This window comes from Sulfurimonas sp. HSL3-1, assembly GCF_039645995.1.
Lineage (GTDB): Bacteria > Campylobacterota > Campylobacteria > Campylobacterales > Sulfurimonadaceae > Thiomicrolovo > Thiomicrolovo diazotrophicus.
The window spans coordinates 382,306-398,997 of sequence record NZ_CP147920.1 but is presented as its reverse complement, the minus strand read 5'-3'; the positions used below and the strand labels follow the sequence as shown (position 1 = coordinate 398,997).

Annotated in this window: 16 protein-coding genes; 5 read left to right on the top strand and 11 right to left on the bottom strand. The window is 59.4% G+C overall.

Annotated elements, in window-relative coordinates; translation table 11 throughout:
• Window positions 1-3 precede the first annotated feature (3 nt).
• The 7 genes from WCY31_RS02080 to WCY31_RS02050 all read right to left on the bottom strand — a co-directional run bounded on the left by WCY31_RS02080 (window position 4) and on the right by WCY31_RS02050 (window position 7,294).
• The gene (locus WCY31_RS02080) at window positions 4-540 is read right to left on the bottom strand and encodes a hypothetical protein (protein ID WP_345972945.1); all 537 of its coding nucleotides are present in this window, start codon (window positions 538-540) and stop codon (window positions 4-6) included.
• Window positions 537-3,086, bottom strand: a complete 2,550-nt coding sequence (gene alaS / locus WCY31_RS02075; RefSeq protein WP_345972944.1) for an alanine--tRNA ligase — start codon at window positions 3,084-3,086, stop codon at window positions 537-539. Before alaS ends, WCY31_RS02080 begins: the two co-directional genes overlap by 4 nt.
• A 76-nt stretch (window positions 3,087-3,162) precedes the next feature.
• Window positions 3,163-3,504: a hypothetical protein gene (locus WCY31_RS02070; protein ID WP_231020147.1), complete on the bottom strand. Its 342-nt coding sequence runs from the start codon at window positions 3,502-3,504 to the stop codon at window positions 3,163-3,165.
• 59 nt (window positions 3,505-3,563) lie between these two features.
• Window positions 3,564-4,181, bottom strand: a complete 618-nt coding sequence (locus WCY31_RS02065; protein ID WP_345972943.1) for a DedA family protein — start codon at window positions 4,179-4,181, stop codon at window positions 3,564-3,566.
• A complete protein-coding gene (murG, locus tag WCY31_RS02060; RefSeq protein WP_345972942.1) occupies window positions 4,181-5,197 on the bottom strand; it encodes an undecaprenyldiphospho-muramoylpentapeptide beta-N-acetylglucosaminyltransferase in 1,017 nt (338 codons plus the stop codon). The genes WCY31_RS02065 and murG overlap by 1 nt, the downstream gene beginning before the upstream one ends.
• Entirely contained in the window at window positions 5,194-6,354 is a 1,161-nt protein-coding gene (locus tag WCY31_RS02055) for an FtsW/RodA/SpoVE family cell cycle protein (protein ID WP_345970600.1), read from the bottom strand. The genes murG and WCY31_RS02055 overlap by 4 nt, the downstream gene beginning before the upstream one ends.
• 100 nt (window positions 6,355-6,454) lie before the next feature.
• On the bottom strand, window positions 6,455-7,294 hold the full coding sequence (locus tag WCY31_RS02050) for a hypothetical protein (protein ID WP_345972941.1): 840 nt from the start codon (window positions 7,292-7,294) through the stop codon (window positions 6,455-6,457).
• Window positions 7,295-7,355: 61 nt separating this feature from the next.
• Between WCY31_RS02050 and WCY31_RS02045 the strand changes: the two genes are divergently transcribed.
• A complete protein-coding gene (locus tag WCY31_RS02045) occupies window positions 7,356-9,179 on the top strand; it encodes a penicillin-binding protein 2 (RefSeq protein ID WP_345972940.1) in 1,824 nt (607 codons plus the stop codon).
• Between the two features lie 166 nt (window positions 9,180-9,345).
• Here the strand turns inward: WCY31_RS02045 and panC are convergent, their stop codons facing one another.
• Window positions 9,346-10,167 (bottom strand): pantoate--beta-alanine ligase, encoded by an 822-nt coding sequence (gene panC, locus WCY31_RS02040; RefSeq protein WP_345972939.1) that lies wholly within the window; start codon window positions 10,165-10,167, stop codon window positions 9,346-9,348.
• Between the two features lie 61 nt (window positions 10,168-10,228).
• On the opposite strand from panC, the gene prfB reads away from it, so the two are divergent.
• From prfB to WCY31_RS02020, 4 genes are read left to right on the top strand one after another with little or no spacing between them, the layout of a single operon-like run.
• Entirely contained in the window at window positions 10,229-11,326 is a 1,098-nt protein-coding gene (gene prfB, locus WCY31_RS02035) for a peptide chain release factor 2 (RefSeq protein ID WP_345972938.1), read from the top strand.
• A 1-nt stretch (window position 11,327) separates the two neighbouring features.
• Window positions 11,328-11,930, top strand: a complete 603-nt coding sequence (locus WCY31_RS02030; protein WP_345970588.1) for a hypothetical protein — start codon at window positions 11,328-11,330, stop codon at window positions 11,928-11,930.
• On the top strand, window positions 11,927-12,670 hold the full coding sequence (locus tag WCY31_RS02025; protein ID WP_345970586.1) for an arginyltransferase: 744 nt from the start codon (window positions 11,927-11,929) through the stop codon (window positions 12,668-12,670). Before WCY31_RS02030 ends, WCY31_RS02025 begins: the two co-directional genes overlap by 4 nt.
• 6 nt (window positions 12,671-12,676) lie before the next feature.
• Window positions 12,677-13,426 (top strand): DUF3108 domain-containing protein, encoded by a 750-nt coding sequence (locus WCY31_RS02020; RefSeq protein ID WP_345972937.1) that lies wholly within the window; start codon window positions 12,677-12,679, stop codon window positions 13,424-13,426.
• Window positions 13,427-13,443: 17 nt separating this feature from the next.
• Here WCY31_RS02020 and fusA read toward each other — a convergent pair whose 3' ends face one another.
• From fusA to rpsL, 3 genes are all read right to left on the bottom strand, one after another.
• Window positions 13,444-15,534, bottom strand: coding sequence for an elongation factor G (fusA, locus tag WCY31_RS02015; RefSeq protein WP_345970582.1), 2,091 nt, complete (start codon window positions 15,532-15,534; stop codon window positions 13,444-13,446).
• A gap of 84 nt (window positions 15,535-15,618) precedes the next feature.
• Window positions 15,619-16,086 (bottom strand): 30S ribosomal protein S7, encoded by a 468-nt coding sequence (gene rpsG / locus WCY31_RS02010; protein ID WP_231020127.1) that lies wholly within the window; start codon window positions 16,084-16,086, stop codon window positions 15,619-15,621.
• Between the two features lie 114 nt (window positions 16,087-16,200).
• A complete protein-coding gene (rpsL, locus tag WCY31_RS02005; RefSeq protein WP_345970580.1) occupies window positions 16,201-16,575 on the bottom strand; it encodes a 30S ribosomal protein S12 in 375 nt (124 codons plus the stop codon).
• Window positions 16,576-16,692: the final 117 nt, after the last annotated feature.

Below are 16,692 nucleotides of genomic sequence, written 5' to 3'. Positions count from 1 at the left end.
ACCTTACGCGTGCGAGTAGCGCAGCGTGACTCCCAGGTAGATGGCGATAACGCCGAGGATGATGTTGAGCGGGACCATGTACTTCCCGATCAGCCCCAGCAGCCCCTTGGCCGCGGCAAAATCGCCAGCGTCGATCTTTTTCTGCGCCTTGTTGCGGCGCAGGATCATGGCCCCGAGGTTGAGGGCCATGATGAGCCAGATCGCTTCTTTGACATGCACGAGCTGATAGGTCGCGAACGCCGCTTCGTCGATGACGTTGCCGTTCGCGTCCACCGACGCGGCGCGGAAGCCCCAGCCGACCGCCATCAACACCGCCGTAATGATCAGAATGACGACAAAGGGGCTGACGATCGCAAAAAGGCGCTTGAGCGCATGGGCGGTGCGCGCCAGGCGCACCGGGGGTTCCAGCTCCAGGAAGGCGTTGTGCGCGGCAAAACGCATGGCGATCATCCCGCCGACCCAGACGACGGCGCTGAGCACATGCAGGAAAACGATCAGGGTACTGTACTCCCAGAAAAAGGTAACCATGGCCTCTTTCATGACAGCGCCTCCGTAATATAGGCTTTGGACGCCTCAAGCGCTTCGGGCAGTTTGGAAGCGTCTTTACCGCCGGCCTGGGCGAAGTCCGGACGCCCGCCCCCGCCGCCGCCGAGCATCGGCGCGATGGCTTTGATCCAGTCCCCGGCTTTGGCATCGGCGTTCTTGACGCCGGCGGCGATCATCACTTTGTCGCCTTTGACCTGGAAGAGCATCGCCGCGACGCGCTCATTCATGTTCTTGAGTTCATCGATGCGCCCCTTGACGTCGCCGCTCTTGATCTCTTCGACGAAGACGCTGACGCCGTTGATCGTTTCGGCGTCCAGAGACTCCTTTGCGGCGTTCTGGGCGTCTTGGAGCTCCATTTTCAGCGTATTGATCTGCTCTTTGAGGCGTTCGACCCCGGCAAGCACGTCGCGGTTCTTGACCGCGGCTTCCGCTTCGCCGATCAGGTGGCGCTGCTGCTTGAAGTAGTCGTAGGCCGCCTTGGAACAGACCGCTTCGATCCGGCGGACGCCAGCGCTGACACCGCTCTCTTTCGTAATGACAAACATCCCGATCTCGCTCGTGCTGCCGACATGGGTTCCGCCGCAGAATTCGATGGAGGCGTCACCGAAGCGGACGACGCGGACACGGTCGCCGTACTTCTCGCCGAACTGGGCCTTCGCCCCGCTCTGCTTGGCGGCTTCGATATCCATCTCCTCCGTCATGTTGGAGAGGCCGCGCTGCACCACGAGGTTCACGCGCTCTTCGACGGCGGCGATCTCTGCCGCCGTCATCGCCTTGGGATGGGAGAAGTCGAAACGGAGACGGTCGGCTTCAACAAGGGAACCCGCCTGGGAGATATGCTCGCCCAGCTCTTCGTACAGTGCCGCGTGCAGCAGGTGCGTCGCCGAGTGGTGGCGCTCGATCTCCTGGCGCGCTTCATCGACGACCGCCGTGACGGTGTCGCCGACATTGAGCGTTGCCGTCGCGCGGATCTTGGAGAGGTTGAGGCCGAAGAACTTCTTCGTATCGAGGACCTCGGCGACCCCGTCGAGCAGACCGGTATCACCCGTCTGTCCGCCGCTTTCGGCGTAAAAGGGTGTCTCATCCAGCAGCACCCACCCTTCGTGGCGGGCGTGGAGGCTCTCTTCCCGGCCGAAGCCCTCGCTGAGCAGGGCCAGGATCTTCGACTCGCCGGTCATGCGGCCGTAGCCGACAAAGCTGTTCTCCCCGAACTGCTCCAACAGCGTTTTGAAGTCCCCTTCGACGTGGGCGTCGCCGCTGCCTTTCCAGGCCGCTTTGGCGCGTTCGCGCTGCTCGGTCATCAGGCGCTCGAAGGTCGCCGTATCGAGGCCGAGCCCCTTCTCGCGTAGCATATCCTCGGTGAGGTCGAGGGGGAAGCCGAAGGTATCGTAGAGTTTGAAAGCAGTCTCACCGCTGAAGACATCCTTCGTGTTCTTGAGCTCTTCGCTGAACAGGGCGATCCCATCCTCGATCGTTTTGAAGAAGCGCTCCTCTTCAAGCATGATCTGCTCTTTGACAACGGGCGCTTTTTCCGACAGGTAGGGGTATTGGTGCCCCATCAGCTCAACGACCGTATCGACGATCTCGTGCATGAACGGCTTGGTGAAGCCCAGCAGGTAGCCGTGGCGTACCGCGCGACGAAGAATGCGGCGCAGGACGTAACCGCGCCCCTCGTTGGAGAAGTTCGTCCCCTGGGCGAGCAGGAAAAGGACGGTGCGGATATGGTCGGCAATAACGCGGTAACTCGCGCCGGTAGCGTATTCGTAGGGCTTGCCGATCAGGTCGACGACCTTGTTGATGATCGGCATAAAAAGAGAGGAGTCGTAGTTGCTGAGCTTCCCTTCCTTGACGGCGACGACGCGCTCGAGCCCCATCCCCGTATCGATGGAGGGCTTGGGCAGCGGATTGAGCTCGCCCTTCGCATTGCGTTCGTACTGCATAAAGACGAGGTTCCAGATCTCTAAGAATCGGTCGCCGTCGCCGCCCATGTAATCCTCGGGGCCGTTGAAGTGCTCCGCACCCTGGTCGATGAAGATCTCTGAACAGGGACCGCAAGGGCCGGTATCGCCCATCTGCCAGAAGTTGTCTTTGTCCCCAAGGCGCATGATACGGTCTGCGGCAATGTGCTTCTGCCAGATCGCCTCGGCTTCGTCGTCGCTCTCGTGGACCGTTACCCAGAGCTTCTCTTTGGGCAGGGCAAGCACCTCGGTCACGAACTCCCACGCGTAGGCGATCGCCTCCTCTTTGAAGTAGTCGCCGAAGCTGAAGTTGCCCAGCATCTCGAAGAAGGTGTGGTGGCGGGCCGTGTGGCCGACATTTTCCAGGTCGTTGTGCTTACCGCCGGCGCGGACACAGGTCTGGCACGACGTGGCACGGGGGTTCTCCGGCACCGGCACCTCGCCGGTGAAGATCGTCTTGAACGGGACCATCCCCGCGTTGTTGAACAGCAGCGTGGCGTCGTCGGGCACCAGCGGTGCACTCGCTACCGGGGTGTGGCCCTTGGATTCAAAAAATTTCAGATAGGCTTCGCGTACATCCATACTCTCATCACTTTAATGCGGCATTTCACCGCGTAAAATATGCGCGATTATAGCGAAGCGGGGATTAAGGGTAGCTCTAAAGGCGGGAAAGCGCGGCGGCGATATGGCGGCGGATGGTCCAGAGGCTCGCGACGAACTCGAAATAGAAACGTTCCGTCTCCGTGTCAACCTCCCCCGTCTGCCCGATCAGCTCCAGGCGCTCCATCGCCTCGCGCAGATAGTCCCGTTCGAGGGCACAGGCGCAGCAGACCTCGTGCTCGCTGTTCATGCCGTCGTTGAGCATCACATACGAACGGGTGACGCAATCGGCAAGCTGCACGGCATAGTCGCGATCGCGCAGCATCTCGGCCGACAGCGGATCGATTTTGGCGATGAGGGCATCAAACTGCCTGTTGATCGACTCGATCGTCTCTTTCATGGGGTCTCCTGGCACCGCATTCGGTGCCCCATGATACATAAGTTTTCCTAAAGAGTCACTCAAACCTCATCGGAGGTTTCGCGCGGTCCTCTCCTGCGGTAGATATAGAAGGCGACCAGCACGACCACCCCGACGAAAACCGCCAGGGTTATCTCGCGCAGGTAGCTCTTCAGCAGGGCCTCGTTCTCGCCGATCAGGTAGCCCACCAGCACCAGGATCAGGCTCCACAGCCCCGCTCCGAGCGCCGTATATGCCACAAAGGGCGCCAGGGGCATCCGTGCCAGGCCGGCGGGGATGGAGATCAGTTGCCTTATTCCCGGCAGCAGGCGCCCCGAAAAGGTTGAAATGGGGCCGTGCGCCCGGAAAAAGGCATCGAGCCGTTCCAGGCTCCTTTCGGAGATAAAGACGTAGCGCCCGTAGCGGCGCAGCAGGGGAAGGCCGAGCGAGAGCGCCAGGTAGTAGTTGATGAGCGCCCCGCTCAGCGATCCCAGCAGCGCCATGAGCATGACAATCACGGGATGCATCTCCCCCTGGGCGATCAGATAGCCCGCCGGCACAAGCACCACTTCGCTGGGGAAGGGGACAAAGGAGCTCTCCACCGCCATCAGGGCGAAGATCCCGACATAGCCCAGTCCCAGGACCGCCTCGACGAGCCACTGCGTCAGTTCCGCCAGCATCAGCACGCCTCCCGGACGGCAGAAATGATCGCTGCAGCCGCGTCGTCGCCTTCCAGCGCCCGCAGTCCCCGGCTCGCCGCTTCGACCCCATCGTCAAGCATCTGTTCAAGCAGTTCGGGGCGGAGCTCCGCTTCCCGGACGACCCGGGAGAGCCCCTGCTCGGCCAGGTGCATCGCGTTGTAGTACTGGTGATCCCCCGCTGCGTAGGGGTAGGGAATGTAGAGCGCCGGCAGTCCGTTCGCCGCCAGCTCCCAGAGCGTGCTCGCCCCGGCCCGGCTGACGGCGAGGTCGCTGCGCGCGAGCAGGGAGGGGAGTTCCTTCGTAAACCCGTACAGTTCCGCCCCTATTCCCATGGCCGCGTACGCCTCCCGGACCCGTTCATAATCGCGTTCGCCGCACTGATGGATAATAGCGATCCCGCGCCGTGCCAATGCCGGGGCGACGGCAAGGGCAAAATCATTGATCGCCTTCGCCCCCTGCGAACCGCCGAGGAAGATGACCGTTTCTACGCGCTCGCGCACCCGCGCCGTCTCGAAGAGCGCGCGGTTCACGGGGTAGCTCTTGACGGGGCTCTCGGGGTCGTAGGAGCTGAAGAAACAGCGGGCGTAACGCCGCAGCAGGCGGTTGAGCCGCCCGGTCACGGCGTTTTGTTCATGGATAAAATAGGGAATCTTCAGGGAGAGGGCCGCGAAAGAGGCCGGCGCCGCCGAGAAGCCCCCGACGCTGATGACGGCGTCGGGCCGGTAGCGCTTCATGATCCGTCGCGCCTCCAGTGCCGACCGGGCCACCCGCCACAGTGCCGCCAGTTTCGCGATCCCGCGGCGGTTGACGACCCCCGTCGTCTCCAGAAAGTGGGTCTGTTCAAACGCGGAGCCCTCCCCGAACCACATCCGGTCCTGCCCGGTGGTCGAACCGATAAAGATCGCTTCGTCCCCCGCCGCGGTGATCGCGTCCAGAAGGGCCTTGGCGATAGCCAGGTGTCCGCCGGTCCCGCCGCCTGTCAATACGAATTTCAATACTGTGCCTTTTTCGAGATCATCAGGACCATCCCCACCCCGACAGCCGACGCCATCATCGCCGAGCCGCCGTAGCTGAGGAAGGGTACCGAGATCCCCTTGATGGGGGTAATGCCGCTGATGCCGAAGGCGTTGAGCAGGAACGCGAAAGCCAGCAGCAGCCCGATCCCGACACAGAAGAGCGAGTAGCGGGCGTTCCCGATGCGGTTGGCGATCGTAAAGATGCGTTTGAGCATCCAGAGAAAGAGGCCCGTCACGACGGCAATGCCTATAAAACCGAACTCTTCGGCGATCCCCGCCAGGATAAAGTCCGTATGCACTTCGCTCAGAAACCCCAGCTTGAAGGTCCCGTTCCCGAGGCCCGTACCGATGATCCCGCCGTTATGGATCGCGTTGAGGGAGTGGCTGATCTGGTAGGGCTCGTCGTGGGACTGCACCCGCAGATGCGCGGCGATAAACTCGGGCATCAATGAGAGGATGGAGTCCTGTGCCAGCGACCACCAGGAGATGATGCGCGCGACCCGGTGCTGGGCCGTAAAGATGAAGACGACAAAGGCGCCCACGGCAAAGGCCATCAGCACCAGGAAGAAGCGGAAACTGCTGCCCGCGAGCATCAGCATGAAGAGCAGCGACATCGCCAGGACCATCACCTGCCCCAGATCCTTCTGCATCACCGCGATCAGGACCATCACCAGGATAAAGAAGGCAGCATAGGGGATAAACTGCCGGAACTCCCCCTTGATTCCGAGTTCGCTGTGGTGGCGGATCTTGCGCGAAAAACTCCAGGCGAGAAAATAGACGAACCCGATCTTGAAGAGCTCGACGGGGGCCAGGGAGACCCCGGCGAAACGGATCCACCGTTTCGCCCCGCCGATTTCCGTCACCAGCGACGAAGGCATAAAGGGCATCCCCATCATCAGCACGAGTGCCCCCAGAAAGAGCAGGAAGCCGAGCCGGCCGAGCCAGACGTCGGGGTCAAGCTGGGCGATGCCCCACATGAGCAAAATGGAGAAGAGCCCGAACGCCATCTGGCGCAGGGCAAAGTGCATCGGGGCGTAGTCAAAGAGAACCACCGTGTACTCCGAGAGGGAGTAGATCATCACGATGCTGATCGCGATCAGCGTCGAGGCGGTGACGAACAGGGTTCTATCGGGCATGCGCACTCCGGCTTTTTTTGGATGTATTTTAGCCGCCGAAGGCTTATGGGCACCTCTGCACGCTTCGCCCCCGGTACGCTCCGTGCGGCAGCACCCGCCGCTAATCGCAGGTGTGGTTGGGGAGCCGGAACGTCTGGGCGCCGCCGAAATAGAGCGTATTATTCTCCAGGCGCACGCGGTAGCGCTCCTTGCTCCCGTCGCCGAAGTTCAGCAGCAGATCGTCTCCTTCAAGATGCCACTCCCCCCGGCGCAGCACCCGCTGACGCGACGTTTCGTTCGCCACGGTATGGACCCCCCTCAGCAGCGTGTCGCCGTTGCGGCAGAGCCACACTTCCCTTTTTTCGGTAAAAGCGCCGCTGTTCAGGTAGAAGACGAAATGGCCCCCGTTAACGCGCTGGTACAGCCCCTCCGCGTGTGCGGGCAGGGCCCGCAGGGGCGTGAAGCCGATGCTGTCGCCGAGCGTGATCATCGTCTGGCGCATCCCCTCGTACCCCTCAGGGGTAAAAAAGCCGTACAATACGACCGCACGCCCCTGCGGCCCCAACACGACATGGATCAATGCCCGGGTAAAGGCTTCTTCGCCCTGGACCCGGTAGAGGCGGTAGAGCAGCGACGGCCGCAGCGCCGCGATCTGTGACGGGGAGCGGAGCTCCAGTCCGTAATACCGCATCTGCTGCGGGAGCATCTGCCGGGGGTCGCCCAGGACGCTCGTGTTGGCCTCCATCAGGATGCGCCCCGCACCGTCCGGCGACTGCAGCACCAGGGGACCGCGTTCGCCGACAAGCTGTGCCTGCCACTGCGCGGGAAGCATCAGCGATGCCCCCAAATTCGGGGCACTAAGCTTCTGCGGTCCGGTGTAGACCTTTCCTGCCGCCAACGTTTCGGCAGCGAGGATTCCCGGCAAAAAGAGCAGCAGCAGCGTCAGGGTGCGTATTATCATGCGCACACTATACACTAACCCCCCTTTCAAGCACAAAACGCTATAGTCCGATTACTGAAACATGCAGGGCGGAAGCAGCACGATGGCCAACGTTGAACTGAACAAAAAGAAAAAGATCGTCATCCTCTTTTTGCTGATTACCTTCGCCTTTGCCGTCTTCGCCCTCGTGATGGCGGGCAAGGCCCTGGGCGAGCGCCACACGCCGCGCCTCTACACCTCCGGCACGACCAAGGCGATGCGCGGCAGCCTCATCAGCGCCGACGGTTTCCATATTGCGACGACGCGCAAACTCTACAAAGCGACCGTCAACACCCGTAACATCGACCCCGACAAAAAAGAGCTCTTCGTGCAGCTCTTCTCCATCTACAGCGGCATCCCGGATAAAAAGATCCGCCAAAAACTCGGTAAACGTCGCGGCAATGTCGTGCTCAGCTACGACATCTCCCCCAAGCGGGCCCAGTACCTCAAAAGCCTCGCGTTCGAACTGCGCAGGCTGGGGATCTTCGTCGAGTACGAAACCCCCTCGGGGGATACGATCCTGCACGGACTCAACGTCGTCGAAAGCGGCGAAGCGCGCGTCTACCCCTACGGCGACCTCCTCACCCCGCTCATCGGCTACCCCCGCAAGTTCGAAGAGGACGGCTATACCCGCAACCGGGGGATCAAGGGGCTGGAGAAACAGTTCGACGATTCGCTGCAGGCCCGCCGCAACGGTTACACCTATGCTCCCCGCGACGCCAACAACTACAAGCGTCTGACCAAAGAGAGCCTCTTTACCCCGCCCCTGGACGGCTATGACCTTCAGCTCACCATACCCGTCACGCTGCAGATAAGGGTCGAACGCATCGCAGACGCCATGAAAGCCTACCTCGATGCCGAAGAGATCATGGTCGTGATCATGCGCAGCGACGACGGGGAAGTGCTCTCCCTGGCCAGCTCCAACCGCTTTCTGCCGACGCAGATCAAAAAAAGCGACTACAGTGCCCTCAATACGGGAGCCCTTGAGTACAGTTTCGAACCGGGTTCGGTCCTCAAACCCCTCGTCTTCTCCATTCTGCTTGAACACGGGAAGGTTAATCCCTTTGACATCGTCAACGGCCACGGCGGACGCTTCAGGATGGGGCGCAAGGTGATCACCGATGAGCACAAGTTCAACTGGATCAGCGCGGAGAACGTCATCGTCCACTCCTCGAACATCGGCATAGCCCAGCTGGCCCAAAAGCTCGAAGGGGACGAATTCGCCGAAGGGCTGCGGAACTTCGGTCTGACCCGGCCGACGGGGATGGAGTTTCCCTACGAAAAACGCGGGGTCCTCCCCAGCATCCGGCAACTGAATGCCGAGATCTACAAGGCCACCACCGCCTACGGCTACGGCCTGCGCGTCGACCTGATGCAGCTGATCAAGGCCTACAACGTCTTCAACAACGGCGGGAAAGCGGTCACGCCGATCGTCGCCAACAAGCTCATCGACCCCGCCACGGGCGAGACCATCGCCCTTGAAACCGACGACCCGGTCCAGGTCCTCACCCCCGCCACGGCCGCGAGGATGAAAAAGATCCTGATCAAAACCGTCCGGGAGGGGACCGGGACGGGGACGATCACCCCCGGCCTCGAGCTCGGCGGCAAAACGGGAACGGCCCACATCGCCGAAGGGGGCCACTACGTCAACCAGTACAACACCTCTTTCCTCGGCTTCGCCAACGACACGCAGGGGCACCGCTACACGATCGGCGTCACCGTCATCAAGCCGAAGAAATACCACTTCGCTTCCCTGACCGCCGTCGCGGTCAACAAAAAAGTGATCGATATGATGGTGCGGGAGGGGTACCTCGTGCCGGATGCAAACACGGCAGCGGAAGAAGTAGCAATCAGCGCCAAGCACTGAGCAAAGACTAGAGCGGGATTATTTTTCCCATCAAGGCCGAAACGGTAATTAGCGTGTCAGCCGGATCGCCTGGGAGTGGAATGTCCCGAAAGCGGTAGCCTTTTATCCTTTTTTCTTCCCGGTTCGGCTTCTTTTTTGGATAAGCAAAAAAGAAGGGGAACAAAAGCTATATCCAGACGTTATCCAAAAGCCGCGTCGTCCCGACAACCGCCTCGACAAGAATGATCGTATTGCCGACTTCCACCGTGTCAAGCGGCGTAAACGCCCGGTTGACGATGGCGACGTGTTCGACTTCCAGCGGTTCCAGGACGGCCAGCATCTCCGCATAGAGACGGTCGCTTTCCAACACCCCCTTCCCGACCAGATGCGACGCCTTGGTGAGCGCGCGGGAGATCTTCAGCGCTTCGCCGCGCTCGTCGGCGGAGAGGTAGGCGTTGCGCGAACTCAGTGCCAGCCCGTCGCTGTCGCGTACCGTATGGCACGGCACGATCTCAACGTCCATAAAAAGGTTCTTGACCATCGTCTGGATGAGCATCAGCTGCTGGGCATCTTTCCGGCCGAAATAGGCGCGGTCGGGACGGACGATATTGAGCAGCTTGTTGACGACCGTCAGCACCCCGCTAAAATGCCCCGGGCGCGACGTTCCTTCGAGAATGTAGCCGCGTACATCCGGGGCGATGAGGCTCACTTCGTCCTCGCCGTACATGTCAGACACATCGGGGTAGAAGAGGTAATCCACCCCGGCCAGGCTGCAGATCTTTTCGTCCGCCTCTTTGCGGCGCGGATAGCTCTCGAGATCCTCCCCGGCCAGGAACTGCGTCGGATTGACGAAGATGGAGACAACGACAATGTCGTTCGCCTCTCTGGCCGCCTGGATCAGCGTCTTGTGACCGATGTGAAGCGCTCCCATCGTAGGCACGAAGCCGACACTGCCCTGCGTCGCTTTAAGCGCGGCTTTCAGGGCATCGGGGCTCTTGATAATCTCCATGTTTTAAGCCTCTATTGAATATAATCGGCATTATATCTGATCTATTTTTGGAGAGACATTTTTGGACCATTACGAATACGGCGAACTGCTGAAAACCCTTAAAACGAAGATGCAGAACATTACGGGCGTCGTCCAGCCCGATGCCATCAATACCCGCCTGGAAGCGATCGCGGAGCTGGAAAACTCCCAGGACTTCTGGAACGACGCCGCCAACGCAGCGGTCGTGCAGAAAGAGAAGACCCAGCTGGAACGCAAACTCGCCAAATACGCGACCGCAGCCGGGGCCCTCGACGACGCCGCCGACCTCTACGAGATGGCCAAGGAGGAGGGTGACGAGGAGACGGTCCAGACCCTCTTCGACGAAGCTGCCGATCTGGAAGAGAACGTCCGCACCATGGAGATAGAGGTGCTGCTCAGCGGTCCCAACGACGGCAACAACGCCATCGTCTCCATCCACCCGGGTGCGGGCGGTACCGAGTCCCAGGACTGGGCCTCCATTTTGCTGCGGATGTATACCCGCTGGGCGGAGCGGCGCGGCTTCAGCGTCGAGACCCTCGACTACCAGAGCGGCGAAGAGGCGGGGATCAAAGACGCTTCCATCATCATCAAGGGCGAGAACGCCTACGGCTATCTCAAGGTCGAAAACGGCATTCACCGCCTCGTGCGCATCAGCCCCTTCGACTCCAACGCCAAGCGCCACACCTCCTTTACCTCGGTGCTCGTCTCCCCGGAAATCGAGGATGACATCGACATCGTCATCGAGGACAAAGACATCCGTATCGACACCTACCGCGCCTCCGGCGCCGGCGGCCAGCACGTCAACAAAACCGAATCGGCCATTCGCATCACCCATATCCCGACGAATATCGTCGTGCAGTGCCAGAACGACCGGAGCCAGCACAAGAACAAGGCGACGGCGATGAAGATGCTCAAATCCCGCCTCTACGAATACGAACTCGAACTCAAACGCGCGGAGGAGGCGGGGATCGAGAAGAGCGAGATCGGCTGGGGCCACCAGATCCGCTCCTATGTCATGCAGCCCTACCAGCAGGTCAAGGACACCCGTTCGAACGAGGCCTACTCCAACGTCACGGGCATCCTCGACGGCGACATCGACAAGATGCTCGAAGGGGTACTGATCGCGCAGAGCAGGAGCTAGCATGCGCGGGCTGATCCTCGCTCTGTTTCCGCTGCTGCTGCTCCTGGGCTGCGGTGAAAGTAACAGCCGCCAGCAGCCCTACCTGATGGGACAGAATCCCCAAGGCCCCTACGCGACACCGCAACAACTCCGCGAACGCTCCGAGAAGGTCGAAACGGCCAAGATCAAAGCCGACGCCGACAAAGAGATCGCCCTGATCAACAAAGCGCGCGACATCGAAGTCCAGAAGCTCATTTCCGAGACCGACGTCGCCAAGGCCGGCATCACCAAAGAGGTGGCGATGGAGGAGGCCCAGACCAAAAAGATCGCCATTGAGAAAGAGCATGAAGAGGCGACCTATTTTGTCTGGCTGATCGGCGCCGCGCTGCTCCTGCTCTTCTGGTTCCTCTTCTACTACACCGGCAAGAACCGCAAGGAGCGCCTCAAGATCCACGAGGACGAGCTCCTCTACAAGCTCCGGGTCCAGGAGCAGGAGATGAAGATGAAGATGGCCGAGAAGATGCTCGACTCTATCACCTCCGGCAAACTCTCCCCCGAACAGGAGAACCGTCTCATCGACACCCTCGAACACACCACCACGAAGCTGATCGAGCAGAAGCGATGAAAACCCAGGGCGCGAACCGGCTGCTCAAGGAGTGTGCCCTCGAAGAGAAGTGCGCCTACCTCCCCGAACAGGGGCAGACGACCCACTACAAGATCATCGCCCACTGTTCCCCGACCTACTGCGATCACCTCATTCGCCGGGGTTGGCGCCGTTTCGGCGAGATGTTCTTCCGGCCCATCTGCAGCGATTGCCGCGCCTGCGAAAGTATCAAAATAGACGTCGCTGCCTACCGGTTCAGCCGTTCGGAAAAACGGGTCCTGCGAAAAAACGAGGACCTCAGCGTCATGATCCGCCGTCCCGGCATGAGCCGGAAACATCTCGAGCTCTTCACCGACTATCACCACTATATGCACCACCACCGCGGATGGGACGAGCAGCCCGTCACCCCCCGCAACTACTACAGCTCCTTTGTGCACGGCTACAACGACTTCGGCTACGAAGTGCTCTATTTCGACCGCGAACGCCTCATCGGCGTCGATCTCATCGATATCCTCCCCAGCGGCATCTCCTCGATCTACTTCTACTATGATCCAGAGTACGCCGGCCGCTCCCTCGGCAAATACTCCCTGCTCCGGCAGATCAAAATGGCCAAGGAGCGTGGCCTGCCCTGGATCTATCTGGGCTACTATGTCGAAGGGTGCCAGAGCCTGATGTACAAACGCGCCTATACCCCTCTTCTGCAGCTGCAGGGACGCCCCGCCGACGAAGAGACCGACATCTGGACCGACCTCCCCTCCTAGGCGCGTATGATGCGTATCCTCTCCCTGCTCACCGCTGCCGCATTCAGCCTGAACGCCGCAACGATCGAAGCGCGCTACGCCATCTCATTCTGGGTGATCGGGCAGGTGGGGAGCGCCACACTGAAGCTGCAGAGGGACGCGGGCCGTTACCGCATCGAAGCAAACGCGACGCTCCAGGGCGTTGCCGCCCTGCTCGCGCACCATCACAGCGAATATTTTCAGAGCGAAGGGCACATCGACGCCGCGGGGCGTCTCGTTCCCGAACGCTACCGCGTCCTGCGGACGATGGACGACTACCGCCGCGAACAGCTCTACCGTTTCGGGCCCAGCGGCATCCTCCGGGCCCAGCACGAAAAAATGCGCGTCACCCTGCGGCGGTTCGACGCCGCATCCATGCGCTATGTCACGACGACCAGACCCGCCGAACGCCGCTCTTTCCAACTCGAACCTTATCGCGCCGACAATGACCTCCTGACCCTCTATTTCAATGTACGGCAGCAGCTTGCGACGCTCGCACCGGAGCACTCCCTGACCTTCAATGCCGCAGGGGCAGGCAGGGGAAAAGTACATATCGAACGTACTCTCCTACCGTACCGCTACAGGGTCCAGCTGGATCAGGACATTTTCCGAAGTGCCCACGGGGAGATGGCAATCGAAACGGACGAAGCGTTTTACGTTAAAAGTGCTATCTTAAAGGATGTTCTGCTGTTTGGTGATTTGAAAGTGGAGCGGGAGTGGTTGAAAAAGAGCCCGTAGGCTCCGGGGGCAACGGCTTAGCCGTTGCGCTTCTTGATGATTTCGTCTGCGACGTTGCGCGGAACTTCTTCGTAGTGGTCGAACTCCATAGAGTAGGTCGCACGTCCCTGCGTGGAAGAACGCAGGTCCGTAGAGTAACCGAACATCTCGGAGAGCGGTACGAAAGCGTCGACGATCTTGTTACCACCTCGGTCGCCCATGTTGTTCACCTGGCCGCGACGGCGGTTCATATCGCCGATAACGTCACCCATGTACTCTTCGGGGACTTCGACTTCGACTTTCATCATCGGCTCGAGGATCGCCGGGTTCGCTTTGCGCGCACCCTCTTTGAAGCCCATGGAAGCCGCGAGTTTAAACGCCATCTCGGAGGAGTCGACGTCGTGGTAGGAACCGTCGTAAAGTGCGACTTCGACGTCTTCGATCGGGTAGCCCGCGAGGATACCGTTCTGCATCGCTTCTTCACAACCCTTCTGAACCGCAGGGATGAATTCTTTCGGAATAACACCACCTTTGATCTCGTTGTGGAAGACGTAACCTGAACCCGCTTCGCCCGGCTTGATGCGCAGGTAGACGTGACCGAACTGACCGCGACCGCCTGACTGCTTGGCGTACTTGTACTCCTGCTCGACTTCGCTCTTGATCGATTCGCGGTAGGCAACCTGCGGCGCACCGACTTCGGCTTCGACTTTGAACTCGCGCTTCATACGGTCGACAATGATCTCGAGGTGAAGCTCACCCATACCGGAGATGATCGTCTGGCCGGACTCTTCGTCGGTGTGAACACGGAAAGAAGGGTCTTCCGCAGCCAGTTTGCCCAGCGCAATACCCATTTTTTCCTGGTCGGCTTTCGTTTTCGGTTCAACCGCAACGGAGATAACCGGCTCCGGGAAGTCCATACGCTCGAGAACGACCTTGTCTTTCTCGGACGCCAGGGTGTCACCCGTAGTCGTGTCTTTCAGACCGACGACCGCACCGATCTCGCCTGCGTAGATCTCTTTGACCTCTTCGCGCTTGATGGCGTGCATCTTCATGATACGGCCGACACGCTCTTTCTTGTCTTTCGTCGTGTTGTGCGCGTAAGAGCCCGACTCGAGAATACCGCGGTAAACACGGATGAAGGTCAGCTGGCCGACGAACGGGTCGGTCATAATCTTGAACGCCAGGGCCGCGAACGGTCCGTTGTCCGTAGACTCGACGGCAACCTCTTTCTCTTCGTCGTCCATCATCGTACCGCGGATCGCCGCAACTTCCGTCGGCGCCGGCAGGTAAGCGACAACCGCGTCAAGCAGGGTCTGAACACCCTTGTTCTTGAACGCCGTACCCGCTGTCATCGGAACGATGTGCATTGCGATCGTCGCACGCTTGATCGCCGCGATGATCTCGTCATTGGAGATCTCTTCCCCTTCGAGGAATTTCTCCATCAGCTCTTCGTTGCCGTCGACGGAAGAGATCTCTTCGATCATCTTCTCGCGGTACTCGTCCGCTTTGTCCTGGAGTTCAGCACGGATGTCCTGCTCATGGTAAGCAGAACCCATTGCCGCGTCCTGGTCCCAGACGATCTCTTTCATCTTGACGAGGTCGACGATACCTTCAAAGTTGTCTTCCGCACCGATCGGCAGCTGGATCGGAACCGGATTACCCTTGAGGCGGTCGCGGATCTGGTTTTCGACTTCGTAGAAGTCCGCACCGATACGGTCCATCTTGTTAACGAAAACGATAGACGGTACACCGTAGCGGTTACGCTGGCGCCAGACAGTCTCAGACTGCGGCTGAACACCACCGACGGCACAGAATACGGAAACCGCACCGTCAAGAACACGCATGGAACGCTCAACTTCGATGGTGAAGTCGACGTGGCCCGGGGTGTCGATAATGTTGATCTGTTTGCCGTCCCAGGTACACGTTGTCGCTGCGGAAGTAATCGTAATACCGCGCTCCTGCTCCTGCTCCATCCAGTCCATCGTCGCCGCACCGTCGTGTACCTCACCGATCTTGTGCTCAACACCGGTATAGAAGAGGATACGTTCGGTCGTCGTCGTCTTACCCGCATCGATGTGCGCGGCGATACCGATATTTCTTACATCTTCGAGTTTATGAGATCTTGCCATTGTTATTAGCCTTAGATATAGTAGTTAGAGGGGACCGTGCCCTAAAGCGAGACGCGATAGTAGCACGGAAGGGTTGCATAACGATTACCAGCGATAGTGGGCGAACGCTTTGTTCGCTTCTGCCATCTTGTAGGTATCTTCTTTCTTCTTGAATGCAGAACCTTTATCGGACGCTGCATCCATCAGTTCGTTCGCCAGGCGTTCTGCCATCGTACGCTCATTGCGTTTACGGGCAGCATCGACAAGCCAGCGGATCGCCAGGGAGAGTTGGCGGACAGGGCGTACTTCTACTGGAACCTGATAGGTTGCCCCACCGACGCGGCGGCTCTTGACTTCCAGGACCGGCTTGATGTTGTCGATCGCTTCGTTGAAGATTTCGATACCCGGCTTTTCGCCGCGGGCACTGATGATATCCAGCGCGCTGTACATAATCTTCTCAGCGGTGCTCTTCTTACCGTCGAGCATGATTTTATTGATGAACTTCGTCAGGACTTTGCTGCCGTGAACCGGGTCAGGCATAATCTCACGGACGGGCGCTCTTCTTCTACGCATTGTATTTCCTTATTTGCTTCAATTTTTTTCAAAATTTACTCAAAGCTCTCGCTTTGTATTCACATCTTCTCAGGGCAATCCCCCGATACTCAATGCTTGACTATAGGGTCGTTCTTATTTCTTCGGACGTTTCGTACCGTATTTAGAACGTGCAACCGTACGGTTGGCAACACCGGCAGTATCGAGCGCACCGCGAACGATGTGATACTTAACACCCGGAAGGTCTTTGACACGGCCGCCGCGTACGAGAACGATGGAGTGCTCTTGCAGGTTGTGGCCTTCACCACCGATGTAAGAGATAACCTCGAATCCTGATGTCAGGCGGACTTTTGCGACTTTACGAAGCGCCGAGTTCGGTTTCTTCGGTGTTGTCGTGTAAACGCGCGTACAGACGCCGCGGCGCTGCGGGCAGTTTACGAGTGCAGGAGACTTGGACTTCTTGATCACAGCCTTGCGCTCTTTACGAATCAACTGGTTGATTGTAGGCATTTGAATCCTTTCATAATTTAAAATGTTCCAGTAGATACTTCTCACGAGAGAGTATTGAACGCGAAATAATACTAAAGTTTAGTTGAATTTTAGCTTATCTTAAGTGAAAGGGGAGAG